Here is a 21,111-nt window from a genome sequence, read left to right on the forward strand (position 1 = left end):
ATGAAAAAAATCCTACTTGCGACAGCCGCGCTGAGCCTCACAACAGGCATGGCTATGGCCGAAGCCCATGGCAAAACCATCCGCATGGGCACCGAAGGCGCCTACCCTCCCTACAACTTCATCAACGACGCTGGCGAAGTTGACGGGTTTGAGCGTGAACTGGGCGACGAGCTGTGCAAACGCGCCGAGTTGACCTGCGAATGGGTCAAAAACGACTGGGACAGCATCATCCCCAACCTCGTCTCTGGCAACTATGACAACATCATGGCCGGCATGAGCATCACCGACGAGCGTCGTGAAGTCGTTGCTTTCACACAGAACTACTACCCGCCCACCGCGTCGGCCTATGTCGCGGCATCTGAGGGTGCGGACATCGAAGGCGGTGTTGTATCGGGTCAAACGGCGACCATTCAGGCCGCTCACGTGGCCGAAAGCGGTGCCACGCTGATCGAATTCGCCACGCCTGAAGAAACCGTCGCTGCTGTGCGTAACGGCGAAGCGGATGCGGTTTTCGCTGACAAAGATTACCTCGTGCCAATCGTTGAGGAATCCGGCGGTGAGCTGATGTTCGTGGGCGACGACGTGCCACTTGGCGACGGCATCGGCATGGCGCTTCGCCAGTCCGACGGTGAGTTGCGTGACACGTTCGACGCTGTCATCACCGAGATGAAAGAAGACGGATCGCTTAACGAGATGCTCAAAAAGTGGTTCGGCGAAGACACCACCACCTACGAGTAATCCAACCTCAGGCGCGCCCATCCCGGCGCGCCTGACCTTCCCTGCCCGGCCTGCCCGCGCAGATCAGCCCATGGGGGCCCATGTTTTCTTTCTGCACTGACCCATCGATCTTGGACGACTGGTTCTGGTTCTCCTGTTACCTGACAACCGGCGTCCATATGTCGTTCTACATGTCCTTTCTTAAGGTCTTACTACTGCTCGCCGTGACCGCCCCTGTGGCGCTGGCTTTCGGTTTTGGTGGGGCCATGATGGCACGCGCGCGATTCGCGCCGCTCAGCTGGGTCGGTAAGGGCTATATCGCGTTGGTGCGCGGTGTACCGGATATCGCATTCTTTCTGTTTTTCGTCATCGCATTGGACCAGGGCATCGAGTATCTGCGCCACAAGGCGCTGTGTTCTGACTGGGACATGCCAATCCGTCAAGGCAGTGATTTTGTCGTCTGTCAGGCCGCTAAAATGCCCTTGGGCAACGCCGCGCAATGGGTGCATGAGACCTACGGTTTTGGCCTTGCGGTGTTTACTTTCGCCATCGTGTTCGGCGCCTTTGCGGCCAACGTCCTGTTCGGCGCCATGCGCGCCGTGCCGCGCCCGCAGCTTGAAACCGCCGAGGCCTATGGCATGAACCGCCGCCAGACCTTCTGGCGCGTGCTGGTGCCGCAGATGTGGGTCTATGCCCTGCCCGGCCTCAGCAACCTTTGGATGGTCTTGATCAAGGCCACGCCGCTGCTGTTTCTGCTGGGCGTCGAAGACATCGTCTATTGGGCCCGTGAGCTGGGCGGCACCAAGACACCGCGCTTCACCGATTACCCGCACCCCGACTGGCGCATGTGGTATTTCCTCGCGCTGCTGGTGTTTTACCTTCTCTTCACCCGCGTCTCTGAGATCGCGCTAGACCGGCTGATGAAACGACTGACCCGCGGCCAAGCCACCACCGGCGGCGAAGCACAGCGGAGGGCCGGCGCATGAGCTGTCTTCAGACGATCCAAGACTACGGCCTACGCTCGCTCGGCATCGGCGAACGGCTGCTGCCGCGTGACAACTTCACCCTGTGCGAGCAGTTCACGCTGATCGGCTCTGGCATGTTGTGGAACATCTACTTCGGCGTGATCGCTCTGTTGACGGGCTTTTTCTTTGCCACCGCACTCGGTGTTGGCAAGGCCAGCCCGAACCCGTGGTTTCGCAAACCGGCAGAATGGTTCATCTTCATCTTCCGGGGCTCGCCTCTGTTTATCCAATTTTTCTTTGGCTACTTCTTGTTCCTGACGTTAAAATCCGAATACGCCTTCTTCGCCCCGTTCACAGCGGCATGGCTGGGGGCGCTGATCGTGCTTTTCCTCAACACTGCTGCATATTCGGGCGAAATCTTTTACGGCGCTCTGCAATCAATCCCGAAAGGCGATGTTGAGGCTGCCGATGCCTATGGTCTGTCGGGCTGGTCGCGCTTTCGCCGGGTGATCTGGCCGACCTCGCTGCGCCTTGCTTGGCCCGCCTATACGAACGAAGCGATTTTCCTTTTTCACGCCACGACGCTGGTGTTTTTCAGCGGCTTCCCGGCATGGCAGCAACGGGGCGACGCGCTCTATTACGCCAGCTATTTTGCGGACAAAACCTTCAACCCATTCGTGCCCTATCCAATTCTTGCCGGTTATTTCATCTTGTTGACGCTTTGTATCATCAGCGTTTTCGGTTTGATCAATTCTCGCCTCAACCGACACTTGCCACAGGCCCAACGGCGTAAAATTCGCTTGCGTCCCAATTTGATCCGGTAGTACCATTATTTGATCAAATTACACGGCGCGTGGGCGTCGGCTGCTTTTGCCTTCGGGTAGACCGCTCTGTGACATGCCCACCGCCCTTGCAGGTGACGTATGAACGACTGGTCTTTCAAAGCTCTCCGAACCCGCGCTGCCGAGGAGCGGAAGTGTGCTGCGAGCCTGAAACAGATTTGCTCTGCAAACCAACGCAGCTCGACTGTACCCTTGCGCCGTACCGTTCGGGCCTTCTTCTTCGAAAAGTTCTGTGGACTTATGCTGGGGAAAAGTCAGAAATTGCGTGGCGCGCGAAAGCGGTCCGCCTCTTCAGAACAAATCCAATTCTATCCTAATACTGCGCAACAGGTGACCACATGAAAATCGGCATTCTGCAAACCGGCCACTCCCCCGATGACTTTCGGAAAGAGCTTGGCGATTACGGCGAGATGTTCACCAAGCTATTGGATGGTCACGGCCTTGAGTTTCAAATCTGGTCAGTCGTCGACGGTATCCTGCCCGAAGGGGTGAGCGAAGCCGACGGCTGGCTTATCACCGGCTCGAAACACGGCGCCTATGAGGACCACGACTGGATCCCGCCGCTTGAGGATTTCATCCGCGACACCTATGCCGATGGCCGCCCGATGATCGGCGTTTGCTTTGGCCATCAGATCATTGCCCAAGCGCTTGGCGGCAAGGTCGAGAAGTTCACCGGCGGCTGGTCGATTGGCCGCACGGAATACGACATGGACGGCGAAAAACTGGCGCTGAACGCATGGCATCAGGATCAGGTTGTGGAACTGCCCGAGGGGGCCAAGGTCGTCGCGTCGTCTGACTTCTGCCCCTACGCAGCGCTGGCCTATGACAACCGCATCTGGACGGTCCAGCCGCATCCTGAGTTCGGCCATGATTTCATCGACGGGCTGATTAAAACCCGTGGCAAGGGCGTGGTGCCGGATCATCAACTTGAACAGGCCACCGCCGCACTTGGCGGCCCCATTGATAACCAAAAAATCGCGGACCAAATGGCCGCATTCTTTAAAGACAACAGGAAAGAGAGGGCCTGATGGCCGACGATTGGACAGAGGCATTACCAGAAGCGGCGCGCGCCTATCTTGAGGGCCGCCGGTTGGACGAAGTGGAATGTGTTATCCCCGACCTGCCCGGCATCGCCCGCGGCAAGGCTGTCCCGGCGTCCAAATTCGCGCGTCAGGATTACTTTCACCTGCCCGACAGTATCTTTTACCAGACCATCACCGGTGAATGGGGCGACGCGGCGGGCGAAGATGGGTTCATCGAGAAAGACATGATCCTGCGCCCGGATATGAACACCGCCACCGCAGCACCTTGGACGGGGGACTGGACGCTTCAGGTGATCCACGACGCTTTTGATCGCAACAATGAGCCGGTGCCCTATTCGCCGCGAAACGTGCTTAAACGTGTGGTGCAACTCTACCGCGACAAGGGCTGGGAGCCGGTGGTGGCGCCCGAGATGGAATTTTTCCTTGTGGCGCGCAACATTGACCCGGCCAAGGAAATTCAGCCGATGATGGGCCGCTCAGGCCGCCCGGCAGCAGCGCGGCAGGCGTATTCGATGACCGCCGTGGATGAGTTTGGCCCGGTAATCGACGACATTTACGATTTCGCAGAGGCGCAGGGTTTTGAGATCGACGGCATCACCCAGGAGGGCGGCGCAGGCCAGCTTGAGATCAACCTGCAGCACGGCGATCCGGTGCGGCTGGCCGACGAGGTGTTCTATTTCAAACGCCTAATCCGCGAAGCGGCGATGCGGCATGAATGCTATGCGACCTTCATGGCCAAACCGATTGCGGACGAGCCGGGCAGCGCCATGCATATCCACCATTCGGTGCTGGACGTGAACACTGGCGACAACATCTTTGCCAATGCCGACGGGGAAGAGACTGAACACTTCAAGCACTTCATCGCCGGTCTGCAAAATCACATGCCGAAGGCGCTTGCAGTGATTGCGCCTTATGTGAACTCCTACCGCCGCTACGTGAAAGACCATGCAGCACCCATTAACCTCGAATGGGGCCGTGACAACCGGACCACCGGCATTCGCGTACCGCTCTCAGGGCCGAAATCGCGCCGGGTGGAAAACCGGCTCGCCGGGATGGACTGCAACCCCTACTTAGGCATCGCCGCCAGCCTCGCCTGCGGGTATCTGGGCCTGACCCAACAGAAAGACCCGCTGCCCGAGTTCAAGGGCGACGCCTATGTCGGCGAAGGGGACATTCCGCAGGTCTTGGGCGAAGCGCTTGATTTGTTTGAAGAAGCCAAGGAGTTGCACGAGGTCTTGGGCCCCGACTTCGCCCGCGTTTATTCCATCGTGAAACGGGCTGAATACGAAGAGTTCCTTCAGGTGATCTCGCCTTGGGAACGCGAACATCTGCTGATGAACGTTTAACGCCCGGAGGCCCGATGAACCTGCTTTACGCCAACGACACGCCCGGCCAGTACCCCACCAGCTGGTACGCCGCCACCGCCACGAAGCACACGGCCTACCCACCGCTTCAGGGTGATACCAAAGCCGATGTCTGTGTCGTTGGCGGGGGCTATACCGGCCTATCAGCTGCGCTGCATTTGGCCGAGGCGGGCTATGACGTGGTGCTGTTAGATGCGCAGCGCGTAGGCTTTGGTGCGTCGGGCCGCAACGGCGGGCAGTTGGGGTCCGGTCAGCGGGTTGAACAGGACGGTCTGGAAAAGATGCTGGGTCAAGAGCACGCCAGCAAGCTTTGGGAGATGGGGCAAGAGGCCAAGGCGCTGGTCAAATCGTTGATCGAAAAGCATGAGATTGACTGCCATCTGAAACCCGGCGTGGCATGGACAGGATCGACCACCTCGGACGTGCGGCACTTACACGATTATGCAGAGCATCTGCAAAAGCACTACGGCTATGATGAGATTGAAGTGTTGGATCACGCCGCGTTTCAATCGGTCTGTCCCTCGCCTGACTACAAAGGCGGCGTGCTCGACATGGGTGCCGCGCATCTGCATCCGCTGAACTATGCGCTTGGCCTTGCCCGCGCCGCTGCCGCCGCAGGGGTGCGCATCCATGAGACGAGCCCCGCCGAGAATATCGTCGAAGGCAGCAAGGCGATTGTGCAGACCGCCACCGGCAGCGTCACCGCCGACCATGTCGTGCTGGCCTGCAACGGCTATCTGGGCAAGCTGAACGGCGATGTGGCTGCACGGGTCATGCCAATCAACAACTTCATCGCCGCGACAGAACCCCTCGGAGACCGGGTGAAGGACGTGTTGCCGCGCGATGTGGCCGTGGCCGACAGCCGTTTCGTGGTGAACTACTTCCGCCTGTCGCACGACGGGCGGCTGCTTTTTGGGGGCGGCGAGAGCTACGGCTACCGCTTCCCGGAAGACATTTCCGCCAAGGTGCGCAGGCCGATGTCGCAAGTCTTCCCGCAGTTGAAGGACGTGAAGATCGACTATGCTTGGGGCGGCACCTTGGGCATCACGATGAAACGCCTGCCCTATGTTGCGCGGCTTGCTCCGAACATCCTCTCGGCCTCTGGCTACTCCGGCCACGGGGTCGGCACGGCGACCCATGCGGGCTATCTGATGGCCAAAGCGATCGAGGGTGATGCCGATGGGTTCGACACGATGGCCGCGATCCCGACGCAGGCTTTCCCCGGTGGTGCCTCGATGCGCAGCCCCCTTCTGGTGTTGGCCATGCTTTGGTACGCGACGCGGGACCGGCTGGGTCTTTGACGTCTGCAGGGACGATGGGGTCCGCTTTGGGAAAGAAGGGGCGCTGCCCCCGCAGCCTATGGCTGCTCCCCCGCGGGTATTTAAGAAAGGATGAAGGGGGAAGAGGCGGGGCGTGAAACTTGCCGGGGGGGCAGAGGTGCGCGGCCATTTTTCCGTTCTTAGTCGGGCTTCGTCATAACGGGGTGCGGGCCGGCCAGAAACTTGTTCGCCCCTTGGCGCGCGCGCTTCATTGTTTTACAATTTTGAAAATCACTATTTAGGATTTCGAAATATGGCATTGCCCGACCTGCACCGCGCCGAACCGATCCCCGTTGAGGCCGAAGCCGCTATCGCAGAGCTTCTGCAGAGCGGCGATCTCTTTCGCTATACCGCTGCAAAGGATGCGCCGGTTTCGCTGCTGGAAGTTGAATTTGCGCAGATGATGGGCTGCGAATATGCGTTGGCGGTGTCCTCATGCTCTGCCGCGCTGTTTTTGTCGCTGCTGGCTTTGGACCTACGCAGAGATGCGAAGGTTTTGATCCCCGGCTTCACCTTCGCCGCAGTTCCCTCTGCCGTAATCCACGCAGGCTGCAAACCGGTCCTTTGCGAAGTGGGTGACAATTACCGCATTGAGCTAGAGGATTTCGCCAGCAAGCTGTCGGGTGTCGAGGCCGTCATCATCAGCCACATGCGCGGTCATACGTCGGATATGGACGCGATCATGGCGCTCTGCGATGCGGCGGGTGTACCGGTGATTGAAGATGCCGCGCATTCGCTCGGCACGCTTTGGCAGGGGCGGAAGATCGGCACGATCGGCAAGATTGGCTGTTTCTCATTCCAGTCTTACAAGATGATTAACGCGGGCGAAGGAGGTATTCTTATCACCGATGACGCTGATCTGGTGGCGCGCGCCATCATCATGTCGGGCGCTTATGAGCATAACTGGAAGAAACACGCCGCTTTGCAAGACAGCTTTGCCAAGTGGCAGAACCGCCTGCCACTTTATAATCTGCGCATGTCGAACCTTTCGGCTGCGATCATCCGGCCGCAATTGCCGCACCTGCCGCGCCGGGTGGCGGATGGTTTGCGTAATCATGACCACATGGCCGCCCGCCTCGCGGCATCGCCCCTGATCGACGTGCCCAGCCCCCTGCCCGGAGAAACCCGTGCGCCGGATTCGATCCAATTCAATCTGGTCGGGTTGTCCGATGCCACAATCCGCGCCTTTTCTGCTGCGGCAGAAGATGCCGGGGTGAAAGTGCAAATCTTTGGACAAAGCACCGACAACGCGCGCGCTTTTTGGAATTGGCAGTTCATCGAAGACCTGCCTGAGCTGCCGCACACCCGTGCGATGTTGATGCGCGCCTGTGATGTGCGCCTGCCGGTGCAAATGTCGCTGTCAGAGATCGACGCGGTGGCAGACGTAATCTTGGGCGCCTTGGCCGAAGTCGTCGACGCGCGGGCGGCGTAAGCCAGAAACAAAAAGAGGGAGCGCACGGCTCCCTCCTATAATTAGTCGTGGCGGCAAGATCAGTTCATTTTGGAAAGCTTGTCCTGCAATTCCGCCAACTGTTTCTTGATCGCATCCAGATCGTCGCCCTGCTCGGATTGCTTGCCAGAAGGCTCGGGCCCCGTAGATTTTGCCCAGCCGCCAGTCATCGCCTTCATAAACGCCTCTTGCTGCGCCTGCATCGCTTCCAGCCCTGGCATCTTGGCCATCGGGTTCATCGCGCTCATGTTCTCGACCACTTTGCTCTGCCCATCGCGAAGCATGTCGAATGAGGTTTGCAGAAACTGCGGCACGACCGAAACATTGCCCGACATATAGCTGCGCACCAGATCGGTGAGCACATCGACCGGCAAAACGGCTTCACCGCGGCTTTCGTGTTCGGCGATGATTTGCAACAGATATTGGCGAGTCAGGTCGTCGCCAGATTTTAGATCGACAATTTGCACCTCGCGGCCATCGCGGATGAAACCTGCGATATCTTCCAGCGTAACGTAATCGCTGGTCTCGGTGTTGTACAATCTACGGCTGGCATAGCGTTTTATCAGCAAGGGCTTTGGTTTTTCCGCCATGATATTCCTCCCGGCCAGTGGTGCTGCATTGCAGCTTAGGACAGGGATCAGCAAATAGAAAGAGCGCATGACGAAAGGGCAGGCCCGAATGGACCTGCCCTTTTTCTAAGCATCATACCGTCAAAGCCAAACCGGCGTGCGGTTTACTTCGAAGTGGCTTTTTTCGCGGCAGCCTGTGCGTTTTCGGCTGTTTTAGTGGCCACGGCTGTTGCTTCGTTCTGCATGTCTTTGCCTGCAGCCATCATCAACTCAACTGTTTCCATCTGGACCTTCTTCGCGACTTCAGCGAAGGCGGCCATATGCTCGGCAGCGGCTTCGGCGGAAGCGGAAGCGAATTCGGTCATCGCTTTGGCATAATCTGCAGGCTCGGCTTTGACCTTCGTCATTTCGGTCATGCGGGCCAGAGTTTCTTTGGTCCAAGTCGAAGAGATGTCAGCGGATTTCTCAGCGGCATCGAAGGCCACGCCGGACAGCCTCTCGTTCAGGGATGCTGTGTTTTTAAAGGCGTCTTGCATGGCGGCGTTATCTACTGGGAAAGCGCCCATAACGTCTTTGAACATCGCGGTCATGTCAGGTGTCTTGGTCATGTCTCTATCCTTTTAATATTGCTGTTATCAGTGAGCCGAAAGGCCCCGTCCGTTTCGCGTCTGACTACAATATAGATGCCGCACCGCAGCATTTCAAGGTTTTTTTCTGCATTGCAGCATAAACTGAGAACCGCGATATTATGCAAACTAATCAGTTACTTGCTTTTCGAGCTACATAGGTGCCGGGCGCATCGGTCAAAGTCTCTCGGCCGTTATCGCCGGGAAAACGAGCCGGAATCATCTTGGCCGAACGCTTGCCCAGCCACTTGCCCCAACGTGGCCACCAAGAGCCTTCGTGAAACTTTGCCGCCTCTCGCCATGCCGCAAAATCCTTTTCAAGATCGCCGTTTACATAGTGACCGTATTTATTGCGGCTGGGCGGGTTCACAATACCCGCGATATGGCCCGATTGCGCCATGATGAATGTCTTGTCGCTTGACCCCATTTGCTGCACGCCACGGTAGCAGTCTTTCCACGGCGCGATATGGTCTGTCTCACAGGCAATGGCGCAAAGCGGCACATCGATGTCATCCAGTGTCAGCTGCTCGCCGAGCAGTTTATACCCCCCTTCGGCCAGTTCATTACGCTGACATAGCCCGCGCAGATATTGCATCGCCATATGCCCCGGCAGGTTGGCCCCGTCCCCGTTCCAGTACAGCAGGTCGAAGGCCGGAGGGGTCTCTCCCATCATATAGCTGCGCACGGCGGGGCCGTAGACCAGATCGTTTGAACGCAGGAAGGAAAAGGTGCGCGCCATGACGACCGACGGCAAAATGCCTTTATCCGCCGTCTCGGCTTCGATCCCATCAATGAAGTCGTTGGTGAGGAAGGGTTGGAATTCGCCCTGATCTGAAAAATCCGTGAGCGCGGTGAAGAAGGTGGCCGATTTGATCGAGGTATCGCCACGCTTCTTTAGCAGCGAAAGCGTCAGGGCCAGCGTGGTGCCGGCGATACAGTAGCCCACCACGTTGATGCGCTTTTCCTCCGTAATCGCCTTCACCTCTTCGATGGCGGCGAGGTAGCCCTCTTCGACGTAATCCTCCATGCCGATCTGTGCATAGCTGGCATCTGGGTTCACCCACGACACGACGAACAGCGTATGCCCCTGATCTACCAGCCATTTCACCAGGCTGTTCTGCGCTTTGAGATCAAGAATATAGAATTTGTTGATCCATGGCGGGAAGATCAACAGCGGCGTTTTATGCACCTCTTCGGTGCTGGGCGTGTATTGGATTAGCTCGAACATACGGTTCCGAAACACCACCTTGCCTGGCGTAGTGGCGATGTTACGGCCCAACTCGAAGGCGCTGTCATCGGCCAGTTTGACGACCAACTCGCCGTTGTTTGCCTCCAAATCAGCGATCAGGTTTTCCAAACCCCGTACAAGGCTCTCGCCTTCGGTCTCTACCGCGCGCTCCAAAACATCGGGGTTGGTGGCAAGGAAATTGGTCGGCGACATCATCGCGATGATCTGCTGGCTGAAGTAAACCAGCCGTTTCTTTTCCGCCGGGTCCATGTCCTGCGCGTCTTCCACGGCTTGATGCAGTGCTTCGGCGTTAATCAGATACTGCTGCTTGATGAAGTTGAAATAAGGGTGCGTCTGCCACAACGGATTGGCAAATCGTTTGTCGGTGGGACCGTCATCCTCTACCGGGGCTGCGCCACCTGCGGCGAGCGCTTGCTGTGCTTCGACGAAATGAGTGACGGATTTGGTCCAATACCCCATCTGATGCTCCATCAGACGTGCCGGATTGGTCATGGCTTCGGCCCAATAAGACTGCGCGGCCTTAGCAAATAACTGCTGGTTCGGCGCATCCAGCGCGGGCTGATGCCCTTCGCGGGTCGTCATGACACGGGTCAGACGTTCGGTTAACGCCTCAACTTTCTTAAGGTTTTGTGCCATTCGCGACAGCGCCGCGGGTGCCGTCGGGTCCGAATTTGTGGAATCTGATTGCATCTTAACCCTTACCTCCTATCTTCGCAGGTGCAGCATAAAGGAGCCCCCACATGCGCTACATGGCCACCTACGATATGATGGAGTCCATTCGGAACACCAATCAATGGCTCGGCGCCTCCGCCCTTGCCATGGCATCCTACCCCGCTTTCTCTCTGTTTCCAAACCCCGCGATGGAATGGTTGGCGGCTTGGGGCGAGGTGACGGAACGTAGTTTTGCCCGCATGGTGGTGAAACCCGATTGGGACATCCCCCCAGTGGTCGGCTCCAAGGGCCAAGACTGTCTGGTCAGCATCGAGCCGGTGATGGAACGCCCATTCGGTGATCTGTTGAAATTCACCGTGCAGGGCCGCGAAGACACGGGCCGCAAGGTTCTGCTGGTCGCGCCGATGTCCGGTCATTATGCCACGCTCCTGAGGTCCACCGTGATCTCCCTGCTGCCTGATTGCGACGTCTATGTGACAGACTGGCACAATGCGCGTGATATTCCAGTTAGTGCGGGCAAATTCGACATCGAGGATTATACGCTCTACCTCGTTGATTTCATGCACCACCTTGGCCCCGACACCCATGTGATCGCCGTGTGTCAGCCTGCGCCCCTGACGCTTGCCGCGACCGCCTATCTGGCCGAGGAAGCGCCCGAAGCGCAGCCGCGCTCGCTGACGTTGATTGGCGGCCCGATTGACCCGGATGCCGCGCCTACCGATGTGACCGACTTTGGTCATAGTGTCACCATGGGCCAGCTTGAGCAGTTGATGATCCAGCAAGTCGGCTTCAAATACGCGGGCGTGGGCCGTAAGGTGTACCCCGGTCTGCTGCAACTGGCGTCTTTCATCTCAATGAACAACGACACGCACCGGGACGCGTTCACCAACCAGATCACCCGCGTGGCCCAAAAAGCGGCGCATGAGCATGACAAGCACAACAAGTTCTACGACGAATACCTCGCCGTGATGGACATGCCGGCAGAGTTCTATCTGTCGACCGTGCAGCGCGTGTTCAAAGAGCGCGAGATCGCCCGCAATGTCTTTACCGTGGCGGGCCGTCAGGTCGATATTGGCAAAATCACCACGGTGGCGGTTAAGACGGTCGAAGGCAGCAAGGACGACATTTCGGCCCCCGGCCAATGTATCGCAGCCCTTGATCTGCTGACCGGTCTGCCGGATTCCAAAAAGGCGAGCCATCTTGAAGAGGGCGCAGGTCACTACGGGATCTTTGCAGGTAAAAGCTGGCGCAATAACATCCGGCCCTTGGTGCTGGACTTTATCGACGCCAACAACGGCAAGTCCGAGTCAGCGGCGAAAAAGGTGGCGTCAAACTCGCCTTCAAAGCCAGCGGCGGCGTAACCCGCGGCCCTATTGCAGCACCAGAGGTTGATGCATCCAGTCGCGCAGCGCGGCGGTTGTGGCCTCTGGTTGCTCAAGGCTTGGCAGATGGCCAGCCTCTTCCAGCACCGCTAGTTTTGCGTAGGGAATCATCTCTGCCATGAATGCGTGGCGTTTCACCGAACAGAGCGTGTCATGCTCCCCGCAAAGCACCAGCGCGGGCACCTTACATTTGCGCAGGATCGCCTGCTGATCCCGACGCCGTTGCAGCGCGCGCGATTGGCGCACAAACACATCGCCGCCCAGCGTATCGGCCATTTCCATCGCGCGGGTCAGCACTTCGGCACGCCCCACGCCCGGTGCCAAGAAACCAGTCGCCATTCGTGCCTGCATTGCCTCTCGCAGTTTGCCCGATTGCGCCATGATTATCTGCGGCTCACGGTCAGCTGCAATAGATGGAAGCTCGGCCAACACCTGGGTGGCAAGCAGGGCAATCCGGCTGATGCGGTCGGGGGCGCGGCGTAAAATCTCTAACGCCACCACGCCACCCATGCCCTGCCCTACCAGCGCAAAACGCGGCGGCAATTGATCCAAAAGACCCGAGGCGATTTCCTCAATCCGCTCGCCTTGGGCGATCGGCGCCAGCACGACCGTGGTCCGGGGTGAAATCGCCTCGATCTGCGGTGCAAAGACGCGGGCATCGCACATCATGCCGGGCAGGAGAACGAGCGGCTCAGCCATGCGCGATTTCCCGGCAAGGTATACAATTGAAATGACGTAGTTTCATGCCGTCCCCCTTGGGTTTGCCTGCCTCTTAGCATGGGTGTTTTGGGGTGGCATCGGGACGCGGTGCCTATCGGCGGTTCCATGCCCGCCAATGCGCCCCGCGTTCCGGCATTATTGGGCCGAGACTTCTTCAATCGCCCCGACAATCAGCGCCAAACAGCGCTCGTCCGAAAAGCGGTGGTCGGAGTCTTTGACCAACGTCAGTCGCATATCGGGGCATTGCGCGTGCTCCAACAGCCGAACCGCCGTGGCCGTGCTGACGGCGGTATCAGCGGTGCCTTGCAGCAGCCGCACGGGAAACGGCAACGTCAGCGGTGCGCGCAGAACCAGCCGCTTGCGCCCATCTTCGATCATGCGGCGGGTAATGACGTAGGGCTCCATATAGTCCGACGGCAATTCGACCTGCCCGACCTCTTCCAGCGCCTTTTTCTGCGCGTCGGTGAAGTTCGCCCAATATCCATCTTCGGTGAAGTCAGGGGCCGCAGCGATGCCAACCAGCCCCGCGATACGTTCCGGCAGATGCCGCGCCAAAAGCAGCGCTTGCCAACCGCCCATGGAGGAGCCCACGACGATCAGTGGCCCGTCGGTCAGCGCGCCTACTGCGGCCAACGTGTCTTCGTGCCAATCGCCGATGCAGCCCTCGGCAAAGCTGCCCGAGGATTCCCCATGACCCGAGTAGTCGAACCGCAGAAACGCCCGACCCTCTGCCCGCGCCCAATCTTCAAGATAGACCGCTTTGGTCCCCATCATATCGGACTTCAGCCCGCCCAAAAACACCACGCAGGGCCCCGCCCCGTCGGTCTTGTGATACGCAATGCGCCGCCCCTCTGGGGTATCGATAAAATTGCTGTCTGACATGCTGCCTCCGTCTTTGGCCCAATCATGGGCATCGGCGCGGTTGAGGGCAAGTCACCCGTCGGCCAGATGCTCGACCTCCGGCAGCCAATGGGCCAGAACGGCGGCGGCGACAGCCATCACGGCGAACAGCATCAGCGTCGCCTGCGGCCCGATCAGCGCGGCCCCTCCGCCCAGCACCCCGGCCAGCAGCAAGAGCACGCCAATCACCGTATTGCTAACCGCAGCATAGGCGGCGCGGTGATCCTTGGGGGCCATATCGACCAAATAAGTTGAGCGCCCCTGCCGCACACCGTGATAGGCGATCATCAGGATAAAGAGCACTGAGGGCATCGCCCAGACCGCCTCTGCCAGCCCCAGAAACCACAGCATCACCGCCAGTGCCATCGCCACCGCGCCGACAACACCCGTCAACATCAGCACCCGCCGGCTCGACGTATCCGACAGCCGCCCCCAGACGTAGGAGCTCAGCAACGAGGCCAGTGCAGAGGCCAGCACCAAGGCGCCCAATTGCCCCAGCTGGCCTGCTTCGGACGACCCGGCCAGCACCACCAAATAGGGCGGCGCAAGAGCGGTAGAGACCAAAAGCCCGCGCACCAGAATGAACAACCACAGATCGCGATTGCCGCGCAGCAGTTTGAAATCGACGCCGCTGCTTTTTTCGGTCTCGCTTGGCGTTTCTTCGATTGTTGAGAATAAAAGTGCCGCCGCGACCCAAAGCCCAGCCGCCAGCGCAATCGCGACCACAACAACACCCCGGCTCTGAAACAGCCCCGACATCAGCAATCCGGCAAAGATCACCACCCCGACCGACGATACCGACCCCGCCAAACCCGTCACCGACCCGCGCCGGGTTTTGCCCACTGTCTTGCCCAAGATTTCTTTGAATGACACCGAACAGGCGGCGCGGCAAACGGCGAGCAGCGCAAGTGCGGCACAGATGGCATAGCCCGCCGTCGCCCCCTCAAGGCTTAGCGCGGCCAAGGCAATCAGCGCCGCCGCCACGCCCTGCCCGACCGATCCCCAGACCCAAGCCCATTTGCGCCGTGCCGTACGTTGCACCACGCCCGCCAGCGCGATCTGCGGCAAAAGCGACCCGGCCTCCCGGATCGGCACCAAGGCCCCCGCAAAAACCGCAGGCGCGCCAAGCGCGCTCAAAAGCCACGCCAGCACCAGTTTGGGGTCAATCAAACCGTCGGCCACTTTCGTCATCGACAGCGACACGATATGGCGCAGCCCGTTGCGCGCCTCGGCTTGCTGCGCCTTGTCGTCCAACCCCGGCGCAGGGTCATCCGCCCCCGAAATCGTCTCGAAAGCGCGCTGCGCGGTGTCGTCTTGCATCTGGCCGTTCCTCGTTGTGTCCCGCCTGACATAGCGCACCGCCTGCATGGCGCAACTTCCCCGCACAAGCTCTGCTTGCATTGACAAGACGCCCCCGCCCCGCCAAATAGGCGCAACACATAACCCGCAACCGGGCGTCTCGTAGGCGCCAAACCGACGAGGAGCGCCCAAGATGGCCCAAATCTCCCTCACCCTTCCCGATGGCAACAGCCGCCAATATGACGCCGGTATCACCGCGGGCGAAGTGGCTGCCGACATCTCAAAATCGCTGGGCAAAAAGGCCATCAGCGCCACCGTCAATGGCGCGCATTTCGATCTGGCTTGGCCGATTGACGCAGATGCCGACATCGCGATCCACACCATGGCCGACGAAGCGCAGGCCAATGAACTGGTCCGCCACGATCTCGCCCACATCATGGCCCGTGCCGTGCAGGAAATCTGGCCAGACACCAAAGTGACCATCGGCCCGGTGATCAAAGATGGCTGGTATTACGACTTTGACCGCAAAGAGCCCTTCACCCCCGAAGACCTTGGCGCGATCGAAAAGAAGATGAAAGAGATCATCAACAAACGCGATGCCGTCCGCACCGAGGTCTGGGATCGCGACCGCGCGATCAAGCATTACGAGGACTTGGGCGAGCCCTATAAGGTCGAACTGATTAACAGCATTCCCGGCGATGAGCCGCTGCGCATGTATTGGCATGGCGACTGGCAAGACCTTTGCCGTGGCCCGCACCTCCAGCACACCGGCCAAGTGCCGGGCGATGCGTTCAAGCTGATGTCCATCGCCGGGGCCTATTGGCGCGGCGACAGTGACCGCGCGATGCTGCAACGGATCTACGGCGTGGCCTTCACCGGCAAGGAAAAGCTGCGCGCGCACCTCAACATGCTCGAAGAAGCCGCCAAACGCGACCACCGGAAACTGGGCCGCGAGATGGACCTGTTCCACATGCAGGAAGAAGCCCCCGGCCAGATCTTCTGGCACCCCAACGGCTGGTCGATCTACACCCAGTTGCAAGACTACATGCGCCGCCAACAGCGCAAGGGCGGCTATGTTGAGGTGAACACCCCGCAGGTCGTCGACCGCAAACTCTGGGAAGCTTCCGGTCACTGGGAAAAGTATCAAGACCACATGTTCATCGTCGAAGTGGACGAAGAGCACGCCCGTGAAAAAGCGGTAAACGCGCTCAAGCCGATGAACTGCCCCTGTCACGTGCAGATTTTCAATCAGGGTCTGAAATCCTACCGCGACCTGCCGCTGCGCATGGCCGAGTTTGGCTCCTGCAACCGTTATGAGCCTTCGGGTGCGCTGCATGGCATCATGCGGGTGCGCGGCTTTACCCAAGATGACGGCCATATCTTCTGCGCTGAAGACCAGATTGAAGCCGAAACCGCCAAGTTCATCGCCTTCCTAAGCGAGATCTACCGCGACCTCGGTTTTGAGAACTTCAAAGTGAAATTCTCCGACCGCCCTGAAAAGCGCTCCGGATCGGATGAGGTATGGGACAAGGCCGAGGCCGCCCTGCTGTCGGCCACCCGCGCCGCAGGGATCGAGCCTGAGTTGAACCCCGGCGAAGGCGCATTCTATGGCCCCAAACTCGAATTCGTCCTGACCGACGCCATTGGCCGCGACTGGCAGTGCGGCACCCATCAGGTGGACTTCGTGTTGCCCGAACGGCTGGACGCGACCTATATCGGCGCGGATGGCGGCAAGCACCGGCCCGTGATGCTGCACCGTGCCACACTCGGTTCTTTCGAGCGTTTCATCGGCATCCTGATTGAGGAACACGCGGGCAAGCTGCCCTTCTGGCTCGCCCCGCGTCAGGTTGTCGTGGCCTCCATCACCTCCGAGGCGGATGAGTACGTGGCCGAGGTAGTCGAGACCCTCAAAGCTGCCGGCGTGCGTGCCGAGGCCGACATGCGCAACGAAAAGATCAACTATAAGGTGCGCGAGCATTCGGTCGGCAAGGTGCCGGTGATCCTCGCCGTCGGTGCGCGTGAGGTCGAAGAGCGGACCGTCTCTGTCCGCCGTCTGGGTCAAAAGCAGACTTCGGTGCAGCCGCTCGACACGCTCACCGCTGAATTGGCGCAGGACGCGACCCCGCCCGACCTGCGCTAACGGGTTGTAACAAAACTACGCTTCGGCGGCGTTGGGCATCACTCGCCCTGCGTCCGCCGGAGCGATTTTGTAACAATTGGCCCCCTCCTGCGCAGGAAGGTTGCAATTTACGCTGTTTTTCCGCGTGATTTCTGACGGGACTGTGACACACTCGCTCGTGAGTAGCTTGTGATGTGATAGGCTGTTTTAGTAAGCCCATCTAAACCATCAGGAAGGGAAGAGATATAATGTCCAACACACTTAAAACCGCAGCCATCGCAGGGGCCGTCGCCGCCGCACTCAGCAGCCACGCCACCACCGTTCAAGCTGCTTCGCAAGAGAAATGCTTTGGCGTTTCGCTGGCCGGTGAGAACGATTGCGCCGCTGGCCCTGGTACAACCTGCGCTGGCACCTCTGTGACAGATTATCAGGGCAACGCCTGGTCCCTCGTTGACGAAGGCACCTGCGCTGAAATGGAGCTGCCCGCCATGGCAGACGGGACAGAGCGTAACGGCTCGCTGGAAGCGCTTGAACGCGACCTGCCCGCTTAATCTAAAGCGTTCCGGGCGGCACCCCTGCCCGGAACCCCGCCCCGCAACACGTCGGAGGCCGATATGCGTGATGATACCCCCCCACTCACAACACTGCCCGATGCCCCCGGCGTTGGATTTAAATCCAGTCATTTTGATGGCTTAATGACCGATCCCGGCCCTGTCCGCTGGATCGAAGTCCATGCCGAGAATTACATGGGTGACGGCGGCCGCCCTCACGCGCAGCTCCGCGCGTTGCAAGAGAAATTCGCGCTGTCGGTTCATGGTGTCGGGTTATCGATCGGCGGTGAGGGCCCCTTAGATGCGGATCATCTCGCGCGTGTCAAAACCCTCTGCGATCGTACGCAACCGGCCTCATTCTCCGAACATCTGGCTTGGTCGACGCACGGGATGGAGTATTTAAACGATCTCCTGCCACTGCCCTATACTGAGGGTACGCTTGCGCGCGTCACGGCCCACATTAACCAAGTCCAAGATGTTCTTGGGCGGCAAATGCTGCTGGAAAACCCCTCCAGCTATCTCGCCTTTGCGGAATCTGACTTGTCTGAAACTGACTTTTTGACGGAGCTTACCCGGCGAACCTCCTGTGGACTCTTGTTGGATGTCAACAATGTCTTCATTTCAGCGACCAATCTTGGCCTATCACCGCAGGACTATATAGATGCTTTCCCTACCGACCATATTGGTGAGATCCATGTCGGCGGGCACGACAAGGATACCGACGATCACGGCGCACCCCTGCTGATCGACAGCCACGGCAAAGCGGTTGTTGGTCCAGTCTGGGAATTGCTTGCTTACACACTGGCCCAGACCGGACCAAAGCCGGTACTGGTCGAGTGGGACAATGATGTGCCCCAATGGCCCGTTCTGCGGGCCGAGGCTGAGCATGCCGCTCAGGTATTGGCGTGACCGATCAATCAAGCTTTCGCGCGGCACTGCTTGATCCCTCACGCCCTGTGCCCCGAGATCTAAGCGATGGCGAAGGGCGGCCCGCAGGCGCGCGTTATGGCGTCTATCGCAACAACGTCACCCATTCCCTGATCGCAGCGCTGGAGGTGGCCTTTCCACTCGTCCGCAAGTTGATCGGCGCCCGCAACTTTGCCGAACTGGCCCCACTTTACGTTCGGGCCCACCCGCCCAAATCACCGATGATGATGCACTACGGTGCTGAATTTCCTGCATTTCTGGCAGGTTTCGCGCCCTTGGCTAAAATCGGCTACCTCGCCGATGCCGCAAGGCTCGATCTTTCACTGCGGTCTAGCTACCACGCTGCCGACGCGCCCCCGCTTGATCCGCAGGACCTGCAGCAACTCGCCCCAGAAGCGCTTATGGCAGCCCAGTTCACCATCGCGCCCGCGACCCGCATTCTGCGCTCGGACTGGCCCCTTTTCGACATTTGGCGTTATAATTTCACCGATGGCGCACCAAAGCCGCGTAGCGCTGCGCAGGACGTGGTCATCACCCGCCCCGCGTATGACCCCGCGCCCCATCTGCTCCCGCCTGGAGGGGCCATATGGCTGTCTCATCTCGCCGAAGGTATGTCGTTTGGCCCCGCACATGATGCCGCGCTTAGCGCACATCCTGATTTTGACTTGGGCGCCGCTCTGGCCCTCGCTCTGAGCCACGGCATATTCTCTGCAATCTCGCCGGAGGGCCGCAAATGACCCCGCACTTAGGCCTTTACCGCACTGCCACCGCCCGTCTGGAAGCTGCTGATTGGCTGCTCCCCACCCTTGCCCGCTTTTTATTTGCCGCGGTGCTGTTGGTCTATTTCCTGAATGCTGGTTTGACCAAACTTGGGGATGGCCCATTGGGCATTTTCAGCCCTTCCACCGGCGCCTATGCGCAGATTTTCCCGCGCGCTTTTGAGGCAGTAGGCTATAACAGCGATGCGTTTGGGCTGTTTCACTGGGTTGTCGTGGTGGCAGGCACGTTGGCGGAGTTCATCCTACCTCTGTTAATTGTTTTTGGTCTGCTCACCCGGTTGGCCGCGTTTGGGATGATTGGTTTTATCGCCGTTCAATCATTGACCGACCTCTACGGCCATGGCCAATGGGACGCGCTTGGCGCTTGGTTCGACAGGTTTCCCGACGCCCAAATTCTAGATCAACGGGCGCTTTGGGTATTCTTGTTCGCGGTTCTTATTCTAAAAGGCGCGGGCCCGCTTTCTCTGGATCGGCTTTCAACGCCACGCAGTTAAAGCATTGCTTTAACTTCATCCTCTATATCATTGTTCCAACCTAGAAAAAGCGCGTCGCCCTTTGCGATCAAGGGTCGCTTCATCAGCGCGGGATGGGCTTTGATCAATGTGAGGGGTTCCTCTTCACGGGCATCATCATCCAGACCGCGCCAAGTTGTCGAGCGCGTATTCAGCAGGGCCGCACCGAAGCGCTCGTAGGCCTGCGTCAAGACTGCCTCCGGTAAACCCTCTTCGCGCACGTCAATCAGCTGCGCTTGTGGCAGCGCTTTCTTGGCTTTGCGACAGGTGTCACAGGTTTTCAGCCCATAAATTAACACATCCAACTCCTTCAGCACCACAATTTCGGATCCATTCACAGGTTTCGCCCCGAATTTCTTGATTTTCCCCAAGGCTGCGCGATCTTTCTCTTATGGCGGGTCGCAATTCAATCGCTTTCGCCATTCTGCCTTGCGCAGATACGTCAAAGACAAAGGAGGCGCGGAGATTATGCCAACTGGCACCGTGAAATGGTTTAACACGACCAAAGGTTACGGGTTCATCGCCCCCGAAAGCGGCGGTAACGATGTATTCGTTCACATCTCAGCGGTCGAACGCTCAGGCTTGACCGGCTTGGCGGACGACCAAAAAGTCAGTTATGAGCTGACCGAAGGGCGCGACGGTCGACAAATGGCCACCGAGCTCGCCCTGCTCTAGCCAAGACACTGAAAAATAACACCCGGCGTCCCACGCCGGGCGTTGCTTGCCAAGTCAGTCGTACGAACACCCCTTCACCCCGACTGGGCATGGCACCCGAGCCGAGCGGCGCGGTGTCGAATGACGCGCCTTAACGACGTGCTGTGTGCGGACGGCGTGCTGTCGGCGGACGACGGGGTGGGCTTGGACCTCGGCGTAGGTCATGGTTTGGTTTGGGGTGCCGCAGCAGATGACGCCAGATATGGTAATGGGCTGCAACCCGGCGGGGCAGAAATTGGCGCTGCTGGGATAGGCGTAAATCTTGGGTTCGGCAGAAACCTCACCGGCTAAGGTCGCGGAAAAGAGCCCTACGGCTGCTGCAAGTGCTGTAGTTAGACGCATGATAATCCTCGCAAATTACTGTACTTATGTTCAATACAGCAATGATTGCC

The 21,111-nt window shown here is 59.0% G+C and carries 22 protein-coding genes; 15 read left to right on the top strand and 7 right to left on the bottom strand.

Going from position 1 to position 21,111, the window contains the following annotated elements:
• The 7 genes from WNY61_RS05755 to WNY61_RS05785 all read left to right on the top strand — a co-directional run bounded on the left by WNY61_RS05755 (window position 1) and on the right by WNY61_RS05785 (window position 7,682).
• Entirely contained in the window at window positions 1-738 is a 738-nt protein-coding gene (locus WNY61_RS05755; RefSeq protein WP_342850499.1) for a transporter substrate-binding domain-containing protein, read from the top strand.
• 80 nt (window positions 739-818) lie between these two features.
• Complete coding sequence (locus WNY61_RS05760; RefSeq protein ID WP_342850500.1) at window positions 819-1,703, top strand: ABC transporter permease subunit; 885 nt, start codon at window positions 819-821, stop codon at window positions 1,701-1,703.
• Entirely contained in the window at window positions 1,700-2,506 is an 807-nt protein-coding gene (locus tag WNY61_RS05765; RefSeq protein ID WP_342850501.1) for an ABC transporter permease subunit, read from the top strand. The genes WNY61_RS05760 and WNY61_RS05765 overlap by 4 nt, the downstream gene beginning before the upstream one ends.
• A 356-nt stretch (window positions 2,507-2,862) precedes the next feature.
• Window positions 2,863-3,552, top strand: coding sequence for a type 1 glutamine amidotransferase (locus WNY61_RS05770; RefSeq protein WP_342850502.1), 690 nt, complete (start codon window positions 2,863-2,865; stop codon window positions 3,550-3,552).
• Window positions 3,552-4,913, top strand: coding sequence for a glutamine synthetase family protein (locus tag WNY61_RS05775; protein WP_342850503.1), 1,362 nt, complete (start codon window positions 3,552-3,554; stop codon window positions 4,911-4,913). The genes WNY61_RS05770 and WNY61_RS05775 overlap by 1 nt, the downstream gene beginning before the upstream one ends.
• Window positions 4,914-4,927: 14 nt before the next feature.
• Entirely contained in the window at window positions 4,928-6,232 is a 1,305-nt protein-coding gene (locus WNY61_RS05780; RefSeq protein WP_342850504.1) for an FAD-binding oxidoreductase, read from the top strand.
• A gap of 271 nt (window positions 6,233-6,503) precedes the next feature.
• Window positions 6,504-7,682, top strand: coding sequence for a DegT/DnrJ/EryC1/StrS aminotransferase family protein (locus WNY61_RS05785; protein ID WP_342850505.1), 1,179 nt, complete (start codon window positions 6,504-6,506; stop codon window positions 7,680-7,682).
• Window positions 7,683-7,741: 59 nt separating this feature from the next.
• Here the strand turns inward: WNY61_RS05785 and phaR are convergent, their stop codons facing one another.
• From phaR to phaC, 3 genes are all read right to left on the bottom strand, one after another.
• Window positions 7,742-8,290 carry a polyhydroxyalkanoate synthesis repressor PhaR gene (gene phaR, locus WNY61_RS05790; RefSeq protein ID WP_342850506.1) on the bottom strand — a complete coding sequence of 183 codons (549 nt, stop codon included), beginning with the start codon at window positions 8,288-8,290 and terminating at the stop codon, window positions 7,742-7,744.
• Window positions 8,291-8,433: 143 nt separating this feature from the next.
• Window positions 8,434-8,877, bottom strand: a complete 444-nt coding sequence (locus tag WNY61_RS05795) for a phasin, PhaP (protein ID WP_342850507.1) — start codon at window positions 8,875-8,877, stop codon at window positions 8,434-8,436.
• Between the two features lie 151 nt (window positions 8,878-9,028).
• A complete protein-coding gene (phaC, locus tag WNY61_RS05800; RefSeq protein WP_342850508.1) occupies window positions 9,029-10,834 on the bottom strand; it encodes a class I poly(R)-hydroxyalkanoic acid synthase in 1,806 nt (601 codons plus the stop codon).
• 50 nt (window positions 10,835-10,884) lie between these two features.
• Here phaC and phaZ point away from each other — a divergent pair, with 50 nt between their 5' ends.
• Window positions 10,885-12,177 carry a polyhydroxyalkanoate depolymerase gene (gene phaZ, locus WNY61_RS05805; protein ID WP_342850509.1) on the top strand — a complete coding sequence of 431 codons (1,293 nt, stop codon included), beginning with the start codon at window positions 10,885-10,887 and terminating at the stop codon, window positions 12,175-12,177.
• 9 nt (window positions 12,178-12,186) lie between these two features.
• On the opposite strand, the gene WNY61_RS05810 is transcribed toward phaZ, so the two are convergent.
• The 3 genes from WNY61_RS05810 to WNY61_RS05820 form a co-directional block, all read right to left on the bottom strand.
• Window positions 12,187-12,897, bottom strand: a complete 711-nt coding sequence (locus WNY61_RS05810) for an alpha/beta fold hydrolase (RefSeq protein WP_342850510.1) — start codon at window positions 12,895-12,897, stop codon at window positions 12,187-12,189.
• A 156-nt stretch (window positions 12,898-13,053) separates the two neighbouring features.
• On the bottom strand, window positions 13,054-13,800 hold the full coding sequence (locus tag WNY61_RS05815; RefSeq protein WP_342850511.1) for an alpha/beta hydrolase: 747 nt from the start codon (window positions 13,798-13,800) through the stop codon (window positions 13,054-13,056).
• 51 nt (window positions 13,801-13,851) lie between these two features.
• Complete coding sequence (locus WNY61_RS05820; protein ID WP_342850512.1) at window positions 13,852-15,138, bottom strand: MFS transporter; 1,287 nt, start codon at window positions 15,136-15,138, stop codon at window positions 13,852-13,854.
• Between the two features lie 172 nt (window positions 15,139-15,310).
• Here WNY61_RS05820 and thrS point away from each other — a divergent pair, with 172 nt between their 5' ends.
• The 5 genes from thrS (at window position 15,311) to WNY61_RS05845 (ending at window position 19,987) form a co-directional block, all read left to right on the top strand.
• The gene (gene thrS / locus WNY61_RS05825; RefSeq protein WP_342850513.1) at window positions 15,311-17,257 is read left to right on the top strand and encodes a threonine--tRNA ligase; all 1,947 of its coding nucleotides are present in this window, start codon (window positions 15,311-15,313) and stop codon (window positions 17,255-17,257) included.
• A 227-nt stretch (window positions 17,258-17,484) separates the two neighbouring features.
• Window positions 17,485-17,787 carry a DUF2282 domain-containing protein gene (locus WNY61_RS05830; RefSeq protein ID WP_342850514.1) on the top strand — a complete coding sequence of 101 codons (303 nt, stop codon included), beginning with the start codon at window positions 17,485-17,487 and terminating at the stop codon, window positions 17,785-17,787.
• 63 nt (window positions 17,788-17,850) lie between these two features.
• On the top strand, window positions 17,851-18,696 hold the full coding sequence (locus WNY61_RS05835; RefSeq protein ID WP_342850515.1) for a DUF692 domain-containing protein: 846 nt from the start codon (window positions 17,851-17,853) through the stop codon (window positions 18,694-18,696).
• Complete coding sequence (locus tag WNY61_RS05840) at window positions 18,693-19,451, top strand: DNA-binding domain-containing protein (protein WP_342850516.1); 759 nt, start codon at window positions 18,693-18,695, stop codon at window positions 19,449-19,451. Before WNY61_RS05835 ends, WNY61_RS05840 begins: the two co-directional genes overlap by 4 nt.
• Window positions 19,448-19,987, top strand: a complete 540-nt coding sequence (locus WNY61_RS05845; protein WP_342850517.1) for a DoxX family protein — start codon at window positions 19,448-19,450, stop codon at window positions 19,985-19,987. The genes WNY61_RS05840 and WNY61_RS05845 overlap by 4 nt, the downstream gene beginning before the upstream one ends.
• On the opposite strand, the gene WNY61_RS05850 is transcribed toward WNY61_RS05845, so the two are convergent.
• Window positions 19,984-20,304: an ArsC/Spx/MgsR family protein gene (locus WNY61_RS05850; protein ID WP_342850581.1), complete on the bottom strand. Its 321-nt coding sequence runs from the start codon at window positions 20,302-20,304 to the stop codon at window positions 19,984-19,986. The two genes, WNY61_RS05845 and WNY61_RS05850, sit on opposite strands and share 4 nt — an antisense overlap.
• Before the next feature lie 169 nt (window positions 20,305-20,473).
• Here WNY61_RS05850 and WNY61_RS05855 point away from each other — a divergent pair, with 169 nt between their 5' ends.
• Both WNY61_RS05855 and WNY61_RS05860 read left to right on the top strand, forming a co-directional pair.
• Window positions 20,474-20,680, top strand: coding sequence for a cold-shock protein (locus WNY61_RS05855; protein ID WP_342850518.1), 207 nt, complete (start codon window positions 20,474-20,476; stop codon window positions 20,678-20,680).
• 120 nt (window positions 20,681-20,800) lie between these two features.
• On the top strand, window positions 20,801-21,010 hold the full coding sequence (locus WNY61_RS05860; RefSeq protein ID WP_342850519.1) for a hypothetical protein: 210 nt from the start codon (window positions 20,801-20,803) through the stop codon (window positions 21,008-21,010).
• The last annotated feature ends 101 nt before the right edge of the window (window positions 21,011-21,111 follow it).

The organism is Sulfitobacter sp. AS92 (assembly GCF_038900015.1).
Classification (GTDB): Bacteria; Pseudomonadota; Alphaproteobacteria; order Rhodobacterales; family Rhodobacteraceae; genus Sulfitobacter.

What these genes read in the sequence shown, in the direction of transcription:
- WNY61_RS05755 (WP_342850499.1), top strand. Translation starts at nt 1, where the DNA reads ATGAAAAAAATCCTACTTGCGACAGCCGCGCTGAGCCTCACAACAGGC.
- WNY61_RS05760 (WP_342850500.1), top strand. Translation starts at nt 819, where the DNA reads ATGTTTTCTTTCTGCACTGACCCATCGATCTTGGACGACTGGTTCTGG.
- WNY61_RS05765 (WP_342850501.1), top strand. Translation starts at nt 1,700, where the DNA reads ATGAGCTGTCTTCAGACGATCCAAGACTACGGCCTACGCTCGCTCGGC.
- WNY61_RS05770 (WP_342850502.1), top strand. Translation starts at nt 2,863, where the DNA reads ATGAAAATCGGCATTCTGCAAACCGGCCACTCCCCCGATGACTTTCGG.
- WNY61_RS05775 (WP_342850503.1), top strand. Translation starts at nt 3,552, where the DNA reads ATGGCCGACGATTGGACAGAGGCATTACCAGAAGCGGCGCGCGCCTAT.
- WNY61_RS05780 (WP_342850504.1), top strand. Translation starts at nt 4,928, where the DNA reads ATGAACCTGCTTTACGCCAACGACACGCCCGGCCAGTACCCCACCAGC.
- WNY61_RS05785 (WP_342850505.1), top strand. Translation starts at nt 6,504, where the DNA reads ATGGCATTGCCCGACCTGCACCGCGCCGAACCGATCCCCGTTGAGGCC.
- phaR (WP_342850506.1), bottom strand. Translation starts at nt 8,290, where the DNA reads ATGGCGGAAAAACCAAAGCCCTTGCTGATAAAACGCTATGCCAGCCGT.
- WNY61_RS05795 (WP_342850507.1), bottom strand. Translation starts at nt 8,877, where the DNA reads ATGACCAAGACACCTGACATGACCGCGATGTTCAAAGACGTTATGGGC.
- phaC (WP_342850508.1), bottom strand. Translation starts at nt 10,834, where the DNA reads ATGCAATCAGATTCCACAAATTCGGACCCGACGGCACCCGCGGCGCTG.
- phaZ (WP_342850509.1), top strand. Translation starts at nt 10,885, where the DNA reads ATGCGCTACATGGCCACCTACGATATGATGGAGTCCATTCGGAACACC.
- WNY61_RS05810 (WP_342850510.1), bottom strand. Translation starts at nt 12,897, where the DNA reads ATGGCTGAGCCGCTCGTTCTCCTGCCCGGCATGATGTGCGATGCCCGC.
- WNY61_RS05815 (WP_342850511.1), bottom strand. Translation starts at nt 13,800, where the DNA reads ATGTCAGACAGCAATTTTATCGATACCCCAGAGGGGCGGCGCATTGCG.
- WNY61_RS05820 (WP_342850512.1), bottom strand. Translation starts at nt 15,138, where the DNA reads ATGCAAGACGACACCGCGCAGCGCGCTTTCGAGACGATTTCGGGGGCG.
- thrS (WP_342850513.1), top strand. Translation starts at nt 15,311, where the DNA reads ATGGCCCAAATCTCCCTCACCCTTCCCGATGGCAACAGCCGCCAATAT.
- WNY61_RS05830 (WP_342850514.1), top strand. Translation starts at nt 17,485, where the DNA reads ATGTCCAACACACTTAAAACCGCAGCCATCGCAGGGGCCGTCGCCGCC.
- WNY61_RS05835 (WP_342850515.1), top strand. Translation starts at nt 17,851, where the DNA reads ATGCGTGATGATACCCCCCCACTCACAACACTGCCCGATGCCCCCGGC.
- WNY61_RS05845 (WP_342850517.1), top strand. Translation starts at nt 19,448, where the DNA reads ATGACCCCGCACTTAGGCCTTTACCGCACTGCCACCGCCCGTCTGGAA.
- WNY61_RS05855 (WP_342850518.1), top strand. Translation starts at nt 20,474, where the DNA reads ATGCCAACTGGCACCGTGAAATGGTTTAACACGACCAAAGGTTACGGG.
- WNY61_RS05860 (WP_342850519.1), top strand. Translation starts at nt 20,801, where the DNA reads ATGACGCGCCTTAACGACGTGCTGTGTGCGGACGGCGTGCTGTCGGCG.